Below are 14,498 nucleotides of genomic sequence, written 5' to 3'. Positions count from 1 at the left end.
AGGAGAACCGCCTATGCGACCGCTCTTTGTCCGCCGCGCCCGCCAGCTCGTCACGCTGGCGGGAAGCTCCGCGGCCCCGCTTGTGGGAAAGAACATGAGCGACCTTTCCATCATGGAAAACGGCAGCGTCTGGATTGAAAACGGCACGATCACCGCCGTTGGTCCCGACGACGAACTGGCTCACCGATTTGCCGACCGGCTTGCCGAAGCAGAGGTGATCGACGCCCGCGGCAAAACGATCACCCCCGGCCTTGTCGACCCGCACACCCATCTCGTTTACGCCGGCAGCCGTGAACACGAATGGACGATGCGCCTCGGCGGGGCGACGTATATGGAGATCATGAACGCCGGCGGCGGCATTCACGCGACGACAAAGGCAACCCGTGAGGCGTCGGAAGAGACGCTGTATGAAGAAAGCAAGCGGCGGCTCGATCAGTTTTTGCTTCACGGCGTCACGACCGTTGAGGCGAAAAGCGGCTACGGGTTAAGCCTTGAGCATGAAATGAAGCAGCTTAACGTCGTCAAGCGGCTCGATGATACCCACCCGGTTGATGTCGTTTCCACCTTTCTTGGCGCCCACGCCGTTCCGCCGGAGTGGAAGCACGACCGGGAGGAATATATCCGTTTGATCATCGAAGAAATGATTCCTGAAGTCAGCCGTCAGGGGTTGGCTGAGTTCAACGACGTCTTTTGCGAGCGCGGCGTGTTCACCCCTGATGAGGCGCGCCGCATCCTCGAAGCGGGCAAAGCGCACGGCTTGACGCCGAAAATCCACGCCGATGAAATCGAACCGTACGGCGGCGCCGAACTGGCTGCTGAGGTGGGGGCGATATCGGCCGACCACTTGCTTCGTGCCTCTGATGACGGCCTCCGCCGCATGGCGGAGCGCGGCGTGATCGGCGTCCTCCTGCCAGGCACAGCGTTTTTCTTACTAACCAACGCCGCCAACGCCCGCCGCTTGCTCGACGCCGGCGTCCCAGTCGCCTTAGCGACCGACTGCAACCCTGGCTCATCGCCGACCGTCTCGCTCCCGCTGGTCATGAGCCTTGCCTGCTTGCATATGCGCATGACCCCGGCCGAGGCGCTTGCCGCCGCCACAATCAACGCCGCCCACGCCATCGGCCGCGCCCATGTGATCGGCAGCCTTGAACCAGGCAAGAAAGCGGATTTGGTCGTTTTCAACGTCCCGAACTACGTACAAATCATGTACTATTACGGCGTCAACCATGCGGAGACGGTGATCAAGGATGGGAAGGTGGTGGTGGCGGGAGGAAAGGTGCGCGCTTGAAGGGGAATGGTCTTCCGTTGAAGCGGTTGGCGACCGGAAGCGGGATGCTTCCGGTTGTACCAGTCTTGCGTAACGAAGAACAATGGGGGTGGAGAGAAATGAAAGCGAATCCGAACATGGCGCCATCCACGCCGACACCAACGCCGGCAAGCGGGGCATGGAAGTTTTTCGTCTTTAGCGCCATCGGCATTTTCGTATTTTTCGTCCCGGTTTCGATCGGCGGCACATCGTCAATTTTGCTCGATCATATTGTGACATGGATTCGCGCGCAGTTTCCGGGACTCGTCCCGTATTATGCGCTTATCGTTATTGCCCTTGGAGCGGTTTATCCGTTCTATAGTAAGACGTGGAACAAAGACGCGGTCACCGCTGTTTTTTCCATTCTCAAAGTACTTGGATTGATCGTGGCCGTTATGCTTGTGTTTCGGATTGGTCCGGCATGGCTGTTTCAGCCGGATATGGGGCCGTTTTTGTACGATAAGCTCGTCGTTTCCGTCGGCTTGCTTGTGCCGATTGGCTCGGTTTTTCTCGCTCTTCTTGTTGGCTACGGGCTGCTTGAATTCGTCGGTGTGTGGATGCAGCCGATCATGCGGCCGATTTGGAAAACGCCGGGCCGCTCGGCCATCGATGCCGTTGCCTCCTTTGTCGGCAGCTACTCCATCGGTCTTTTGATCACGAACAAAGTGTTCAAAGAGGGCAAATATACGGTGAAAGAGGCGGCAATCATCGCTACCGGCTTCTCCACCGTATCCGTCACATTTATGGTGGTTGTCGCGAAAACGTTAGGGTTAATGTCAATATGGAATACGTATTTTTGGGTGACCTTTCTCGTCACGTTTGCCGTTACAGCGTTCACCGCTCGGATGTGGCCGCTAAGCCGCATGAGCGACGAATACTACGACGGCAAGGGGGAGCCCGAGCAAAGAGTGACGGGGAACTATATGAAACAAGCTTGGTCTGAGGCGATGAAAGCGGTAGCGCAGTCAAAAGGGATTGGGACGAACATATGGGAAAACTTGCGCGATGGTTTTATCATGACGATGGGCATTTTGCCTTCCATTATGTCGGTCGGGCTGATCGGGCTGCTGCTCGCTGAATATACGCCGGTGTTTGACTGGTTGGGTTACCTGTTCTATCCATTCACCCTTCTGTTGCAAATCCCTGAACCGCTGTTGGCCGCGAAAGCTTCGGCCATCGAAATCGCAGAAATGTTTTTGCCAGCCTTGCTTGTCACCGAAGCACCGCTTGTCACAAAATTCATTATTGCGGTTGTATCCGTATCAGCGATCCTATTCTTTTCCGCTGTCATTCCATGCATTTTATCTACAGAAATTCCGCTCAGCTTGCCGAGGCTGCTGGTCATCTGGTTCGAACGCACCGTCTTGACGCTCGTCCTCACCGCTCCGCTTGCGTACTGGCTGCTTTGACAACGGGTTGGCGCCTGGGGGGTTATGTTCCTTTCATCTTGGGAATAAGCGAGGAGAACCCGACTTCTAAGCGATAGCGAAAGTCGGGGAGGAATCGCTAAAAATATGATATCATTAAATTAGTGAAAGGTGGTGAAAATGTGAAACATTTGCTAGTCATCGTAATCCTTTTTTCTTTATCCGCATGCAGTATATGGGAAAAGAATGAAAAACAAGCCCAAAATGCTGAATCTACAGCTTCGGTAAAAGAGATGAGTGATATTGAAAAAATACCTGTTAAAATAGATCAAAAAGTAATCAGTCATATCAATTGGGAAGTAAGCCCGGTTTTTCAATCTGGAAATTATAAAATGCGCGGAGTACCAAACAAAGTGGGTTTCATTGATGCACCGTTTATAGCAAACAAAGATAGCAAATACATGTGGCATTTCTGGGGGGACTCCATTCCAGAAGGAGAACTGACAATCGTTGCAGTGAAAAAAGGCAGCAACGATATAGCTCCTGCGTTAACACTAGACGGAAAAACCGTTTGGACAACGGGAGTTCCAGGAGGTTCGAATAATGGTGCAGACGCACATATACCATCAAATATAAGGCTTGGTGAATCGGGAAAATGGGCATTACTCGTCTATCTTGGAAAAACGTACTGGGATTACGTTGTAATCGACGTAAATTGAACGCTCTCCCACTTACGCTCACGCTGGGAAGTGGCGGTCTTCTCGGTTCGAGATGACAAAATAACAAGTGAAGCCAAAGGTGTTGCTGCACCTTCAGCCCCGCAATAGACGGTTCCCATAAAGGGGGTCGGCGCGAGCAGAAGGAAATAATCCGCCTAAGCGCCTCGTTAACTTAAGGGTGGATTATTTCTTTTGATTGTGCGACAGTATTGAAACCATGCGACTTGCGAAAAAACATCAATGCTTCAAATACTGTCATCGGCATCACCCCCTTCCAAATCAGGGGAGGCCGATCCACCCTCAAGTCACCGTAACATATTCACATAGTTAAGAGATTCGTTTACCGTTTTTGAGAGCCTGTCCACCTCCGAGACAGGCTTTCACGTCGTTTCCCGCTGCTGCTTTAACAAATCGCGAATCTCGGTGAGCAGCTCCTCTTCTTTTGTCAACGTCGGCGCTGTTTCCTTCACCTCTTCCTGCTTTTTCACCCGTTCATACAGCGTGTTGATCAATTTCACAAACAGGAAAATCGAAAACGCGATGATCAAAAAGTCGACGACTGTTTGGATAAACGCCCCATATTTCACTTCCGCTTTGCCGACTTTCCAAGACAAATCACTGAAATTGATGCCGCCTAGAATCAGCCCGACAAGCGGCATGATGATGTCATTGACGAGCGAAGAAACGATTTTGCCAAACGCCCCGCCGATAATGACCCCGACGGCCAAGTCGATGACATTGCCGCGGACGGCGAATTTTTTAAACTCGTTCCACATGCCGATCTCCTCCTTATTGAAACGATTCGTTTGCATTATACCCGATCAGTGGCAACATTGAAACTTTCTGATTTAATTCATAGAAAAACAATCTATTTTATAGTATTATAAAGTAAGCTAATGAACAAACAGCAAAGGAGGAAGTGCACCATGGAAATGACTGCACAACAAGACGTTCGCGCGAAACAGGCGGCGAACGCTCCGAAAAATCCGACGGCATGGATCATTGCAGTCTCCTGCTTCGTGTTAATCGGTGGAGCATTGTTCTTATACAGCCGTGTGTCCTGGCAACAAGCGCTGTTGTATTTGTTGGGAGCGTTCGGCGGCTTTGTGCTTTACCAGGCCCATTTCGGTTTTACTTCGGCCTGGCGGAAATTCATTTTGTACCGCCAAGGAGAAGGCATTCGAGCGCAGATGATCATGATGGCGGTGGCCAGTGCATTGTTTTTGCCGTTGCTGCTGAAAGGATCGATATTCGGCCATTCCGTGGCCGGGAATGTGCATGAAGTCGGCATTGCCGTTATGATTGGCGCCTTTATTTTCGGGATCGGCATGCAGCTGGGTGACGGCTGCGCGTCCGGGACGCTGTATCATATCGGTGGCGGTGATGCGAACGGCGTCGTTACTTTGATCGGATTTATCGCCGGATCGGTCATTGCAACGACGCATTTTGATGTTTGGATGCGTATGCCGCACGTTGAGCCGATTTCGCTTATTGCCTCGTTCGGCGCGTGGGGCGGCTTTCTATTGCAGCTTGTTTTGCTAGCGGTTGTCTATTACGTCGTGACGGTGATGGAAAAGCGGCGCCACGGCAAGCTGTTGACGATACCGCTTGAACGCCGCCACGGATGGAAAACCATTTACAAAGGTCCGTGGTCATTGCTGGTCGGCGCGCTATTATTGGCGCTGATGAACGTGCTTGTTCTCATGTTCAAAGGTTCGCCGTGGGGGATCACATCCGCGTTTGCTCTGTGGGGGGCGAAGTTTGTTCAGCTGTTTGGCGCCGATCCGACGGCATGGGCTTATTGGCAAGGCGAGGCGAAACAGCAGGCGCTCGCCAATCCACTTTATTATGACACAACGACGGTCATGGACATTAGCTTAATGTTCGGTGCTTTACTGGCCGCGGCGTTTGCTGGCCGCTATGCGAAGCCGGTGCAATGGAAGCGGCCGACGCGCATGACGATTGGCGCGCTCATCGGCGGATTGATGATGGGTTACGGCGCCCGGTTGGCGTTCGGCTGCAACATCGGCGCGTACTTCAGCGGCATCGCTTCCTTCAGCGTCCATGGCTGGATTTGGTTTGTGTTTGCCTTCCTTGGCAGCTTGATTGGTGTCAAGTTGCGTCCGTATTGCGCATATAAAAACTAGCAATCTTGCATCCCGCTATATAGGCGGGATGCGTTTTTCATTTGCAGGTGCTGTATGATACAATAGTAAAGGTTGGAAGAAGGCGCGTCAGTTTCGAATGGATGCGATAGAAAGGATGAAAGGCATGCGAACGAAAGCTTCCATCGTCTGCATCGGCGGGGCGAATGTCGATCGGAAAGCGCGGCTGCTTGTGCCGCTTGAGCTCGGCACGTCCCACCCTGTCGCGAGCGCGCAGACCGCAGGCGGGGTGGCGAGAAACATCGCTGAAAATCTCGGGAGGCTCGGGCAAAACGTTGCCCTCCTCAGCGTGGTCGGTGACGATCATGACGGGCAATGGCTCATTGATGCCACGAGTCCATATGTTGACACAAGGCTGGTCACGCGGATCCCCGAAGCGAACACCGGGGCGTATACAGCGGTGCTTGATGAGCATGGCGAGATGGTGCTCGCCTTGGCCGATATGGCGATTTATGATGCCGTACGAAGCGAATGGCTGAAGCAGCGATGGCGGGAGCTCGGTCCGATTTCCGCTGTCGTGCTCGATACGAATTTTCCGCCCGATGTCATCTCCTGGGTGATCGGGCAGTGCCGCCAAGAACGCCTCCCTCTTTGCGCCGTGACCGTGTCCGTGCCTAAAGTGAAGCGATTGCCGGCCGATCTCGCCGGTGTCATGTGGCTCGTCACGAATCAGGCGGAAGCCATGGCGCTTGCGGGGAAACGCCGCCTTGATGATGCGATCGAATCGCTTTTTCGTTTCGGAGTGGAAACCATCGTCATTACGCGTGGGGCCGAGGGTGTCGTGTACGCGACAAGGAAAGGGAAGAGGGGAACGATCGCGGCTCCCGCCATCAAGGTCATCGACGCTACCGGAGCAGGCGATGCGTTTGCGGCCGGATTTTTGTACGGCGTCCTGAATGGACATTCGGTTAAAGACGCCTGCCGCCTCGGGATGAGCAACGCGGCATTGACGCTGCAGACGGCTGAAACGGTGCATCCCGCTCTGACGGAACAACAGTTGCGAGCAGCGCATGAACAGTATTTTCGCGAAGGAGGAGAATGATGATGAACGACATCCTTGTTTTTTCTGAAGAAGTGGCCGCGGCGAAAGCGGAACAAAAGCCGATCGTCGCTTTGGAATCAACGATCATTTCCCACGGCATGCCGTACCCGGAAAACGTGCAAACGGCGAAAGACGTCGAACAACTGATCCGCGACCGCGGCGCCGTGCCGGCGACGATCGCGATCATCGATGGAAAAATCAAAATCGGGCTAACGGATGACGAGCTTGAGTTTTTAGGCACAAGCCGCGACATTGAAAAAGTGAGCCGCCGCGACTTGCCGTATGTCGTCGCGAAAAAGAAACACGGGGCGACCACGGTGGCGGGGACGATGATTTGTGCGGCGATGGCGGGGATTCGCGTGTTTGCGACCGGCGGCATCGGCGGGGTGCACCGCGGCGCCGAGCGGACGATGGACATCTCGGCTGACTTGCAAGAGTTGGCGCGGACAAACGTCGCGGTCGTCTGCGCCGGGGCGAAATCAATTTTGGATTTAGGGTTGACGCTCGAGTACCTCGAGACGCACGGCGTTCCGGTTCTCGGCTATCAGACGGACGTCCTGCCGGCGTTTTACTCGCGGACAAGCCCGTTTCCCGTCGATTATCGCTTAGATAGCGCCAAAGAGATCGCCACGTTCATTGAAACCAAATGGGCGCTCGGCTTAGACGGCGGCATCGTCGTCGCCAATCCAGTTCCACCAGAGGACGAGCTCGAGGAATCGTACATCACGGCCATCATCGAACAAGCGCTCAAGGAAGCGGAAGAAAAGCGCATCACCGGCAAAGCGGTCACCCCGTTTTTGCTTGACCGGGTGAAAACATTAACTGAAGGGAAAAGTTTAAAAGCGAACATCGCCTTAGTGAAAAACAACGCCGCCTTGGCGGCCGACCTTGCCCGAGAGCTTTCTTGATGCGAACGCTCCCGCCTTGATGGGAGGGCGGGGGCATGATGGCGGTGGAGGATTTATCGAGCGTGAAGCAAATGGCGGATTTTTCGATCATGCTGGGCGATTTTGACGGAGTGGAAGTCGACTGTTTCTTGTGTTTCAACTGGTTCGACGCGGATGTGGCCGAGTTTCGCTTCGAGCCGTTCGAACCGTTCGTTCACGGTGCGCTCCAACTGGGCAATCTGCCGCTCAAACCGTCCGTCCATCTCCTCAATGCGCTTGTCCATTTCATCCGTTTTTTCATTCAACGCTTGGACTTGGCGTTGGAGCGAGTCGAATTTCTCATGGAGCGCTTCGAACTGCTTGCGCATATCGGACGCGTACAAATCAAGCACTTGCAAAATTTGCGCCAATATCGTTTTTTCTTCCACCCTCTTCACCTCCTTCCATTTCTAGCATATCAAACAAGCGAGTTTGCGAGAAGGAAAAACGGTTTCAAATCAAGCGGATTTTGTCTATGATAGAGGAGGAGATGCTGTGATGTTTGAAATGACCAAGAGCTCCTTTGGCTGCCCATTTCCATCGCATCGGCCGCTGCTTGTGTTCCATGTATGAAGGAAGAACCCGCAAACCCGTCGCGAGGAGGTTGAATGTCGATATTCTGTCAGCGACGGGGGGAAATTTCAGAAAAAAAGAAGGTGTGATCATGTCCTTTATTCAAACAATCGAGCCGCATTTGTTTAGCGACCATCCTGTCCTCCGCCAGTTTGCGTTTGACGCAATCGAAGAGTATCCGGATATTCCAGCCGCGCTTGTGGAGCGTTTGGTGGATGAGGCTGTAACGGCGGACAACGAAGAAACACGGAGGATGATTTTGCACGGCATCTCCAAACAGCCGTTGACCGACCGAGCGCTTGAGCAGTTGTTGAGCATGAAAGATGCAGCGAAGTACATCCGTTGGTTTTTCCCGTTTCCAGCCGCCCAGCTCGAAAAATACGGAGAACAGCTGCTCCCTCACTTCCCGCGGTCTTGGCAGCGAGCTGTCCGCCTTGCTTTAGAAGGAACGGAAGATGACGTATGGGAACACTATTTTTCAGTGCTTTCGCATTTGCACGAGGAAGAGTTTCACAATCACGATTGGTTTTTAGTAGCCAAGCAAGCCGTGCGCATTCTCGTTGAACGCGGATGGATGACGAAGGAAGATATCGGTCTGACATGGATGAAAAACGAGCAACAGCCTTGGTTTTCGTATGACGGCATTTTGGCGGTGTATGCGGTCTCGCTCGTCGGCGCCGCTGAATATATTCCCCGCCTCGCCCGACTGTTGGAACAACAAGACGGTGATGTGCTTGTTGATCAAGCCGTTTCCACCTTATCGATGTTCCAACGTGAAGAAACGATCGAAGCGGTGCGCCCATATGCGTTTCAGGAAGACACGGCGCTGTCCGCTATTCATGTGCTCGCCAACATCAAATCTAAACAGGCCGTGCGTGTATTGCGAGAAGTCTTTTCCAAGCAGCGCGATGATGACCTCCAAGCATTTTGCTTTGAGGCGCTTTGCCATCAGCTGGATAAAGAGGCGCTCCCAGAAGTAGAGCAGTATGTAAAAAGAGCGGAAAAACGAGGGCGTTCTTGGATGATTGATGTCGAACAGAACGCGTACGCCTATTATACGATTCTAGAGATCGATCACCCGAAGCTGGAAACGTGGAGAGCCATTGCCGAGCAGCGGTATCGCCATTTTCAAGCCGTGCTGCAAACACCTCCGCGGCCGACCAACATCCCATACCGCCGAAAAGAGCGAAAAATCGGCCGTAACGACCCATGTCCGTGCGGCAGCGGGAAAAAGTATAAAAAGTGCTGTGGCAAATGAGAACGCTGCTTTGTCTCAAAGAAACAGCCCGCCCCCACGCGGTGGCGTCGGAGGCGGGCCTTTTAAAAAGACACAGCCATGAGGCTTAAGCTTCCATATTGATATTCTCGGAACAACACGCGCGGCGCCCCGCCGCGATCGCCTGCGCCGTAAGCGATCCAATACGGCGCGAGGTGTTCGGGGGTCGGTACGGCCTGCTTGGCGTAAGGTGCTTTTTCTTCATAATGGAATACATCCTCACTGCGGGCGGCTGACTCGCGCAACAGCCAGTCATCAAAAGCGGCCGCCCAGCTTTCTGCCTCCGCATGCCCTTCCCAACGGAGCGCCATCAAATTGTGCACCGTCCCGCCGCTGCCGATGACCATCAATCCTTCGTCACGCAATGGACGCAGCGCCTCACCAAGCTGGAATAATTGCTTCGGCGTCCACCACGGCACGACCGACGCTTGCACAATCGGGATGTCAGCGTTGGGAAATAGGCGGTGCAACAACACCCAAGAACCGTGATCCAGCCCGCGCGTGGAATCAACGGCCACTTCCGCCACACCAGCGAGACGCTCGCGCACGCGCTCCGCCCACTCGACCGACCCGCGCGCCGGATACACCACTTCATACAGCTCGCGCGGAAACCCGGAAAAATCATAAATCATGTCATACGTCCCCTCAACCGCCGAAACCGTCGGTTGGCGCGTCATCCAATGCGCTGTAAAGATGACGACCGCCTGCGGGCGAATTCCTTCCCCAAGCTTTTTCAAAAACGCCGTGTACGCATTGTCTTCGATCGCCAATATCGGCGAACCGTGGGCGAGAAATAGGGCAGGGGGGTTCATCGTTCCATTCCTCCCTTGAGTCATATTGACGGATCAACACTTTGCAGCCTGATGCCGCCTCTAGAAGGTTGGTGAAAAACCACTGTTTGACTTGATCGATGATTGAACGCGCGAACATAGAGGCTGATGCAACAAGTTTTTTCTACTTGAGAACCGATTTCCAGAAGCGGTTGCGCAAGTAAATCACCAACCTCCTAGAGAGCTGGTGAAAAATTTGTTTTTTGCTTGAACCGGTGGCAGTTCATCAGAAAGGGGGACAGATCTGACAAGGCTTCCCTAATTGAAAAAAATAATGGGGATGAGCCGCCTTTTTCATTCCTCGTCGGCCTTTCTAGACGATTCGACGAAAAACGGTGTATGGGCCGCTTCCCTTGCCAATCCCCTTACCCTTAGTGTAGCATAAGCATCCTTTGCCATTCTATGCACTTGCAAAACTTTTCCTTGTCCATTTAACCTTTTAAAACAGCAAAAAATCAGTTATAATATACCCGTCTGACACGCCATAAACGGTATGCATCAACAAACATGACTAGAGCCTGCCCCCAGTTCACTGGCAACCAAACAATGAACATATTCTCAAACTGGCCGCGCGTTTGATCGGTTGCACAGCGCCAAAGGCAAGGAGCGGTCTCGTTTCGATGTTTTTCCTCAAAAAACCAGGAACGGATCAAACAATCGGAATTCTCGACGTCTCGAGGGGATGGAGTCTCTCCCCTAGCCGTCCCAGCGCTTAGGTGTACATTCTTATCATGGCCCCGTAGCTCAGTGGATAGAGCGTCGGTTTCCTAAACCGTGCGTCGGAGGTTCGAATCCTCTCGGGGCCGTTAGTGAAAACCCTTGCGATGCGGGGGTTTTTTCTTTATCTCCCGCCATATTCGCCGCAGCTCACCCCGATCGAGCGTTTGCGGAAATGGCGGAAAGATCCTGTCATGGCGAATGTATTTCATCGTCTTTGGCGAGGAGACCCCCACTTCAACGACCAAAGGGAGTAAGTGGTGTGAGTAAAATATTTGTGGGTGACATTCCGAAATGATCCCCGACGAGGGTTGCGAACTTTTGTTCGCGACGCTCGTCGGGGCCACCAAGCGAAGCGCGGTAGAAAAAAGCAAATGTCATGCAAAAAGGACTCTCTCCCTGCTATGATGGTGATTGTCAACATCGCGCCACTACCTCCATGAAGGGGCGGGAGACGTGTGGGAACGGTTTGAAGAGTGGCTGATGAACGAATATGCCTATGATCCGTGCCGGGACCTTTTGATCATCAACGGCGACGCGGCGTCGTGGATCTCACATTTCGCACCCTCCCAACGAAAATCGGGAGGATTTTTTCGTTCCGATGTCGAATGAATCCTTGACACACAAGGAAAGTGAAGGAGTTTTTCTCTCATGAACGTTCAAGTCAAAAAGGTCTATCTGTAGATGAGCATTTTTCATTACAATAATTTCCATGGTTAGAGAGACAAACAGGGAACCCCTTAGGCGACATGGAGCTGTTTTTTGATCACATCAATGGGAATCTCTTGCTTCGCGGCGTTATAAATGAACTCGACGACGCTGTGGCCTTTCCGCGATCGAAGAAGCTCCAATCCGGTGGAGAGGTCTTGCTGGGATTCCGCTATGCTGTACACGCAGGCCAAGAGCACCACCGCCCAATACCGTTTCACCGCCCGAATGTGGCGGACGCGGTATCCATCCAGCTTCAGTTGATCTTTCGCCTGTCGGAAAAAGCATTCGATTGTCCAACGCTGGGCATAGTAACGCAAGATGTCTTCATCGCCTAGCTCCCGGTCGGTGCTCAAGACGCAATGGAGATGTTCCGGTGTCATCGGCTGATCCGCCTTCCAAGCCAGCAGCACCACCGCGTCATCGAGGCCATGGATCGCCCCCTCATAGCGATACACGCGGTAACGCTCCTTCCCCACCGTGACGAGGCGGGTGTCTTGGGGCTCGATATAGCGGGCGAACTGCTTCGCTTGGATCGCAATGCCTTTCGGATAAAGAATCCGGTTCGTCTTGAGCATCGCGATGACATGAAATCCCTTGCTCAAGCAGGCTTCGATGAGCTTTTTGGACGGGTACCACGAATCCATGAGCACATACACCGGCCGATCCGGTTCCACCTTGAGTGAGGAAAGCATCTCGATCGCCAGGTCGATTTTGCTCCTTCCCGCCTTCTTGTCATACAGGCGGAACGCAAATGGGAACGCCTGCGTGAAGGTGTGCACCATCAGCCAAACGAGCGAATGCCCCCAGACCGATTGATGATCTTTGTGAGAGAAATGCCAACCACACCCTTGAATGGCGTGTGCAGCCCGTGACGAAGGCTTCGTTTTTTGGCAAATGGTATCATCAATCGAAACAAAAAGGGGTTGATTCTCCCGTTTGGCGATTCGCTTGATGCGATGAAGGATCCATTGCTGGAGTTTGCGAAGCAACGTCTCTTCATCCCAAGGGCTTTTCGTGAAAAAATGGCTGAGCGTTGTTCGATGATTGGGATGAAAACTCCAGTGATGGAGATCCGTCAGCGTTCCCGAGAATCCCTTGGTGGTCAAGGCATCGACGATATGAACGAGATGCTTCAGAACCGGCTTCGAGAAATGCAATGCCAACCCCAATGCGAAGATGAAAACTCCAGTGATGGAGATCCGTCAGCGTTCCCGAGAATCCCTTGGTGGTCAAGGCATCGACGATATGAACGAGATGCTTCAGAACCGGCTTCGAGAAATGCAATGCCAACCCCAATGCGAAGTGTGAGTAAAATATTTGTGGGTGACATTCAGGAATGATTCCCCGACGAGGGTTGCGAACTTTTGTTCGCGACGCTCGTCGGGGCCACCAAGCGAAGCGCGGTAGAAAAAAGCAAATGTCATGCAAAAAGGACTCTCTCCCTGCTATGATGGTGATGGTCAACATCGTCATACGGAACGACCAGCGATGGTAAAAAAAGGATAGCCATCGCTCGTCGTGTTGGTCAAAAAGTTATTCTGAAAAACTAAATAAAAAATCCTTTGTTTTGACCTTGTTAGGGTGCGAAATGTGAGTAATGAGCTGCTTTTGTTGTTGGACTTTGCTGATTAAGCTTTCAACTGTAAATACAGCTTGTTGTACCGTCAACATGCGATTCACCTCCTTGTCTATCAGTATTCACATCATAGACAAGGAAAGAAGAAAATATTCAGCTCACTTTATGATGTGGCTGAATAGTTACAGCGTATGAATCTCAGTAAATTGAGAGCAAAAACCCTTTGTTCTTTAAAGTTAACAAAGGGTTCAGCAGAAGCCGTTCCACCTAAGTTTCTTCGCTTGAATTCTTCATTCAGCAAGGAAGACTAATCCTTCCTCATAGGTTCCGTATCAAGAGAACTTGGTACGGAACCCTCTCTACTATTATTAGAAGGAGGTTTTTACTAATGGCAAATGAACTGCAAACTATTGTCGGATCGGATAGTATCCGTCAAGATTTGTTCCAATTACTCAAGGATTATGATAGTAATTTTGATATAAATAACCCCTATTCTAAAAAAATGAGCTCGTTGATCAACAACTTCCTTTCATATGAGACAGATGTGTTTAAAAATTTAGTCCACTTTCTAATGAAAGAAATTCCTAATTGGAAATATCACATGTTGCACCAGAATACGACCGATGAAGCATCTGGTTCTCTGCGTGTCGATTTAATGGGTGAACGCAGCGGAGACCCTCGAATTCAACAGTTAATGCACCGTCATGCTCTTGATGAGGAGAGACATTCGCGTCTTTTTGGAGGTCTTCTTCAAGATTTGGGTGGTGAGCTTGAAATCGCAGAGAGTGAAGAAATGTTAAAAAAGTGGGACGATATAAAAGATTATCATGAAGACCTCATTGTTTTTACTGCTCGTGTCCATACAATTGAAATGCGCTCTTGGCGTTGTCTAAAGCTGTATATTGACTATCTAAGCAAGACGGACTTTGTGAAAGAAGGATGGCCGGAGAAAACCTTGGACGTTCTGAAAGTGATCTTGAACGATGAGATTCGTCATGTTGGCTACACAGGTATGCTTTTGCACGAGTGGGCTGCAAACGGAAAACAAGAAGAAGTGGAAGCAGCACTAGAGGAGGCATTCCGTCAGACAAACAGAGAGACGTGGACGGACATGAGCCGTATGATGGACTATCTTGCAAAATATTATTGCTAGTGTTCCCTCGTCAAACAAATAATTAGGATAAAAGAGCGTACACTCGTTTCCTTTTCATGGTGTTACATGAGAAGGTACGAGTGTTTTCACTATTTTTATTTTATTCATGATACTTATTCATGATACATAGAAGAATA

General features: G+C 51.8%; 13 protein-coding genes, 1 tRNA gene and 1 pseudogene. 10 read left to right on the top strand and 5 right to left on the bottom strand.

All coding sequences use genetic code 11. The features are described from left to right. Positions 1-13: 13 nt before the first annotated feature. From hutI to B9L21_RS09565, 3 genes are all read left to right on the top strand, one after another. The gene (gene hutI / locus B9L21_RS09575) at positions 14-1,288 is read left to right on the top strand and encodes an imidazolonepropionase (protein ID WP_063166178.1); all 1,275 of its coding nucleotides are present in this window, start codon (positions 14-16) and stop codon (positions 1,286-1,288) included. Between the two features lie 98 nt (positions 1,289-1,386). Then, a complete protein-coding gene (locus B9L21_RS09570) occupies positions 1,387-2,715 on the top strand; it encodes a YjiH family protein (RefSeq protein WP_063166177.1) in 1,329 nt (442 codons plus the stop codon). Between the two features lie 140 nt (positions 2,716-2,855). Next, positions 2,856-3,392: a DUF4871 domain-containing protein gene (locus B9L21_RS09565; RefSeq protein ID WP_063166176.1), complete on the top strand. Its 537-nt coding sequence runs from the start codon at positions 2,856-2,858 to the stop codon at positions 3,390-3,392. A 380-nt stretch (positions 3,393-3,772) separates the two neighbouring features. Here the strand turns inward: B9L21_RS09565 and mscL are convergent, their stop codons facing one another. Further along, positions 3,773-4,168: a large conductance mechanosensitive channel protein MscL gene (mscL, locus tag B9L21_RS09560; protein WP_063166175.1), complete on the bottom strand. Its 396-nt coding sequence runs from the start codon at positions 4,166-4,168 to the stop codon at positions 3,773-3,775. 150 nt (positions 4,169-4,318) lie between these two features. Between mscL and B9L21_RS09555 the strand changes: the two genes are divergently transcribed. The 3 genes from B9L21_RS09555 (at position 4,319) to B9L21_RS09545 (ending at position 7,507) form a co-directional block, all read left to right on the top strand. Further along, positions 4,319-5,539 carry a YeeE/YedE family protein gene (locus B9L21_RS09555; protein ID WP_063166174.1) on the top strand — a complete coding sequence of 407 codons (1,221 nt, stop codon included), beginning with the start codon at positions 4,319-4,321 and terminating at the stop codon, positions 5,537-5,539. Between the two features lie 124 nt (positions 5,540-5,663). Beyond that, entirely contained in the window at positions 5,664-6,599 is a 936-nt protein-coding gene (locus B9L21_RS09550; RefSeq protein WP_172796409.1) for a carbohydrate kinase family protein, read from the top strand. Positions 6,600-6,601: 2 nt separating this feature from the next. Continuing rightward, entirely contained in the window at positions 6,602-7,507 is a 906-nt protein-coding gene (locus B9L21_RS09545; protein WP_063167368.1) for a pseudouridine-5'-phosphate glycosidase, read from the top strand. A gap of 53 nt (positions 7,508-7,560) precedes the next feature. On the opposite strand, the gene B9L21_RS09540 is transcribed toward B9L21_RS09545, so the two are convergent. Then, positions 7,561-7,914, bottom strand: a complete 354-nt coding sequence (locus tag B9L21_RS09540; protein WP_047818198.1) for a hypothetical protein — start codon at positions 7,912-7,914, stop codon at positions 7,561-7,563. Positions 7,915-8,189: 275 nt separating this feature from the next. Between B9L21_RS09540 and B9L21_RS09535 the strand changes: the two genes are divergently transcribed. Continuing rightward, positions 8,190-9,356 (top strand): HEAT repeat domain-containing protein, encoded by a 1,167-nt coding sequence (locus tag B9L21_RS09535; RefSeq protein WP_014195544.1) that lies wholly within the window; start codon positions 8,190-8,192, stop codon positions 9,354-9,356. A gap of 62 nt (positions 9,357-9,418) precedes the next feature. On the opposite strand, the gene B9L21_RS09530 is transcribed toward B9L21_RS09535, so the two are convergent. Further along, the gene (locus tag B9L21_RS09530; protein WP_063166172.1) at positions 9,419-10,186 is read right to left on the bottom strand and encodes a DODA-type extradiol aromatic ring-opening family dioxygenase; all 768 of its coding nucleotides are present in this window, start codon (positions 10,184-10,186) and stop codon (positions 9,419-9,421) included. A 751-nt stretch (positions 10,187-10,937) separates the two neighbouring features. Here B9L21_RS09530 and B9L21_RS09525 point away from each other — a divergent pair. Beyond that, positions 10,938-11,010 (top strand) — tRNA-Arg (locus B9L21_RS09525). 325 nt (positions 11,011-11,335) lie between these two features. Next, positions 11,336-11,476, top strand: a pseudogene (locus B9L21_RS09520) (UPF0236 family transposase-like protein); the annotation flags it as partial. Between the two features lie 185 nt (positions 11,477-11,661). On the opposite strand, the gene B9L21_RS09510 reads toward B9L21_RS09520, so the two are convergent. Together B9L21_RS09510 and B9L21_RS17660 are read right to left on the bottom strand one after the other, a co-directional pair. Further along, positions 11,662-12,831, bottom strand: coding sequence for an IS701 family transposase (locus B9L21_RS09510; RefSeq protein ID WP_143424849.1), 1,170 nt, complete (start codon positions 12,829-12,831; stop codon positions 11,662-11,664). 334 nt (positions 12,832-13,165) lie between these two features. Beyond that, the gene (locus B9L21_RS17660; RefSeq protein ID WP_156485821.1) at positions 13,166-13,303 is read right to left on the bottom strand and encodes a hypothetical protein; all 138 of its coding nucleotides are present in this window, start codon (positions 13,301-13,303) and stop codon (positions 13,166-13,168) included. A gap of 293 nt (positions 13,304-13,596) precedes the next feature. Between B9L21_RS17660 and B9L21_RS09505 the strand changes: the two genes are divergently transcribed. Beyond that, positions 13,597-14,361 (top strand): ferritin-like domain-containing protein, encoded by a 765-nt coding sequence (locus B9L21_RS09505; protein WP_063166171.1) that lies wholly within the window; start codon positions 13,597-13,599, stop codon positions 14,359-14,361. Positions 14,362-14,498 lie beyond the last annotated feature (137 nt).

Origin of the sequence: Geobacillus uzenensis, assembly GCF_002217665.1 — a bacterium.
Lineage (GTDB): Bacteria > Bacillota > Bacilli > Bacillales > Anoxybacillaceae > Geobacillus > Geobacillus subterraneus.
This window is presented reverse-complemented; position numbering and strand designations above follow the sequence as displayed.

Excerpts from the sequence above, each read along its gene's own strand:
- mscL (WP_063166175.1), bottom strand. The coding sequence starts at position 4,168 with ATGTGGAACGAGTTTAAAAAATTCGCCGTCCGCGGCAATGTCATCGAC.
- B9L21_RS09550 (WP_172796409.1), top strand. The coding sequence starts at position 5,664 with ATGCGAACGAAAGCTTCCATCGTCTGCATCGGCGGGGCGAATGTCGAT.
- B9L21_RS09555 (WP_063166174.1), top strand. The coding sequence starts at position 4,319 with ATGGAAATGACTGCACAACAAGACGTTCGCGCGAAACAGGCGGCGAAC.
- B9L21_RS09530 (WP_063166172.1), bottom strand. The coding sequence starts at position 10,186 with ATGAACCCCCCTGCCCTATTTCTCGCCCACGGTTCGCCGATATTGGCG.
- B9L21_RS09535 (WP_014195544.1), top strand. The coding sequence starts at position 8,190 with ATGTCCTTTATTCAAACAATCGAGCCGCATTTGTTTAGCGACCATCCT.
- B9L21_RS09570 (WP_063166177.1), top strand. The coding sequence starts at position 1,387 with ATGAAAGCGAATCCGAACATGGCGCCATCCACGCCGACACCAACGCCG.
- B9L21_RS17660 (WP_156485821.1), bottom strand. The coding sequence starts at position 13,303 with ATGTTGACGGTACAACAAGCTGTATTTACAGTTGAAAGCTTAATCAGC.
- hutI (WP_063166178.1), top strand. The coding sequence starts at position 14 with ATGCGACCGCTCTTTGTCCGCCGCGCCCGCCAGCTCGTCACGCTGGCG.
- B9L21_RS09505 (WP_063166171.1), top strand. The coding sequence starts at position 13,597 with ATGGCAAATGAACTGCAAACTATTGTCGGATCGGATAGTATCCGTCAA.
- B9L21_RS09545 (WP_063167368.1), top strand. The coding sequence starts at position 6,602 with ATGAACGACATCCTTGTTTTTTCTGAAGAAGTGGCCGCGGCGAAAGCG.